We start from the raw sequence: 2,262 nt of genomic DNA, 5'->3' as shown, positions 1-2,262 counted from the left end.
TGCTGCTCGCCGGTGAGACCGCGCCGGTCATGACCCGGCTGTTCGCCTCGTCCGCACCGCTGCGCGCCCTCACCCGCCTCGTACTCGACATCCGGCCCCTGGACTTCCGCGAGGCTCAGCGGCGGCGGCCGGCCAGGAAGCGGGCCATCTCGCGCTGGGGCTCACCCGTGGACATCGCCACCGGCGAGGTGGTCGGCGAATGCAAGCCGAACCGGAACGGTGCGAACTTCCTGGCCTTCCTGAAGAAGGCGGTGAAGCCGCACGTCGGCAAGGAGATCCATGTCGTGCTGGACAACCTGTCCACGCACACCACCCCGGACGTGAAGGCGTGGCTGGAGAAGAACCCTCACGTGCACTTCCATTTCACCCCCGTCGGCTCTTCCTGGCTGAACCAGATCGAGATCTGGTTCGGGATCATCACCCGGCAGTCGATCCGGCGTGGCACGTTTTCCAGCGTCCATGTCCTGGTCAAGCAGATCCGCGATTACATCGACTCCTGGAACCAGGACCCGAAACCCTTCACCTGGACCGCAACGACCGGCGAGATCCTCGCAAAGGTCCGGCTCGTGGCAGCCAGCGTGAGGAAGCTCGTCAATAACAACTCGAACTGACACAAACCGGATCACGAGACACTAGAGCTCGCCGGCCGGGTGGTCGATCCGGGCCGGGAAGGGGTCTGTGGGGTTCGGGTCGACCATGAAAGTCGGAGTCGTCCCGGACATGCTGAGGTATCCGTTGATTCTCTGCCTGACGCTGAACCCGTATCCGTCGGGACTGTGAGCGAACTTGTCAAGCGACGGCGAAACCTTGGAGGTCCGCGTCGTCCAACCCCAGTCGCTCCAGACGCGCATCACCATGTCGAGATACGCGCCGGAGCTTTCGGGCGTGGTCCCGACCACCCAGTACCTGATGTCGAAAACGGCGGACCGGCCGACGTCACCGCCCTCATCGGCATCGGCGTCGTCGTCGAAAGGACTGCCGAACGGGGTGACTCCGTCGTGCATCCTCGCCTTGGGGAGATCCGGATGCCATAGCGCGAGGGACAGTTCGGCGGGCAGCGCCCGGAGCGTTTCGGTGAGATGCCGCAGCAACTCGGCACGGGATGCGGCCTGCGTGACGATCGACAACATACTTTGACCTCCGAAGGGGGAACCATGGGCCCCCTGCCCGGCACGCTGGAAGGACTGGACCGCCTGGGTCGACCCCTGTGGTCTCAACTGACGTGGAAGACCGATGACTTGACCCCAGGAAGCGATCTGAGCCTGCTGTTCCTCAACGAGTCTCGGGTCGTCGATCGGCACGAACCGCCTCGCTACCGGTACGCGGCCGAGTTCTTCACCGGAAAGCGTCCCGCGCGGCTGTCCCGCTCGCATCGGTGGTTTGGCGGCAGAGCAAGACGACATCGCAGGCCCTGCGCGAGCCGGAGGAGCTCCGGTGGCCGGAGCCGATCCGCACCGCCGAAACCGTCACGTCCGGACACGTGCTGCGCTACGAGTGCGACGGGTTGGGGCGATACCCCGAGTGCGGGGGCCGCGGCTGGGTGCCGGACGAGACGCGCGGCCGGGAGAGCTGCCGTGCGTGCCGCCGGTCCCGTGTCTGCCTGACCTGCCGGGGCGCGGCCCGGCTCCTCGTCTCCGGACTTTCCTCGTACCAACGCGGCTAATAACCCGAGTTGGACCGGCAGAAGACCCGCCCTCGGCCTCTCATCTGCCCCCGACACAGCCCGCCCGGCAGCGCTTCGGCCGGCCCCGGGAGCCCGCACTCGTTGCACCCCACACCTGGCCGTCGGCCGGCCATGCGCGCAGTGGGTGGGCGGCGGACTCGTCTTCGCGGTGCCGCTTGATGTCCATGATGGTTTACGCAGAGATTCTCCCCGGAGAAGTGCCGTTCGCGGGGTGGTGTCAGTTCGAGGGGCGGGTGGCGGTGACGGTGATGGTGGCCATGCCCAGTTCGACGAGGCCGGGGCGGGACAGCAGGACGACCACGTTCGCCGTGTCGCCGGGTCGGATGGTCGGGAGCTTCTCGATCTCCGGTGCCAGCTGTTCGAGGGTCAGACGCCAGAACCGGCCCATCAGGGTGTCGAAGGCCGCGGTCGGGCAGGTGGTGCGCATCTCAATACCGGTCAGGTCGAGGCGGGCGGCGGTGTGGGGCAGATCGAGTGCCCAGTCGGTGCAGTCCGTGCTGAACCGCCCCGGGTCAGGTGGAGGCTCGATTTCATGTAAGGATTGAGGCATGGCACGACCCTCCCGTTACCCGCTTGGG

At 66.7% G+C, this 2,262-nt stretch carries 3 protein-coding genes; 1 reads left to right on the top strand and 2 read right to left on the bottom strand.

All coding sequences use genetic code 11. From position 1 onward, the window contains the following. Positions 1 to 611: IS630 family transposase (locus tag AMK22_RS29860; protein WP_242434178.1), on the top strand; the 611-nt coding region annotated here is incomplete at its 5' end. Between the two features lie 21 nt (positions 612 to 632). On the opposite strand, the gene AMK22_RS29855 is transcribed toward AMK22_RS29860, so the two are convergent. Beyond that, the gene (locus AMK22_RS29855) at positions 633 to 1,301 is read right to left on the bottom strand and encodes a hypothetical protein (protein ID WP_143203605.1); all 669 of its coding nucleotides are present in this window, start codon (positions 1,299 to 1,301) and stop codon (positions 633 to 635) included. A gap of 600 nt (positions 1,302 to 1,901) precedes the next feature. Further along, the gene (locus tag AMK22_RS39240; protein WP_143203604.1) at positions 1,902 to 2,234 is read right to left on the bottom strand and encodes a hypothetical protein; all 333 of its coding nucleotides are present in this window, start codon (positions 2,232 to 2,234) and stop codon (positions 1,902 to 1,904) included. Positions 2,235 to 2,262: the final 28 nt, after the last annotated feature.

The sequence above is a fragment of the Streptomyces sp. CB01580 genome (genome assembly GCF_001905795.1).
Lineage (GTDB): Bacteria > Actinomycetota > Actinomycetes > Streptomycetales > Streptomycetaceae > Streptomyces.
Note: the sequence above shows the minus strand (reverse complement) of the source record. Positions and strands in the feature narration are given on the sequence as shown.

Excerpts from the sequence above, each read along its gene's own strand:
- AMK22_RS39240 (WP_143203604.1), bottom strand. The coding sequence starts at position 2,234 with ATGCCTCAATCCTTACATGAAATCGAGCCTCCACCTGACCCGGGGCGG.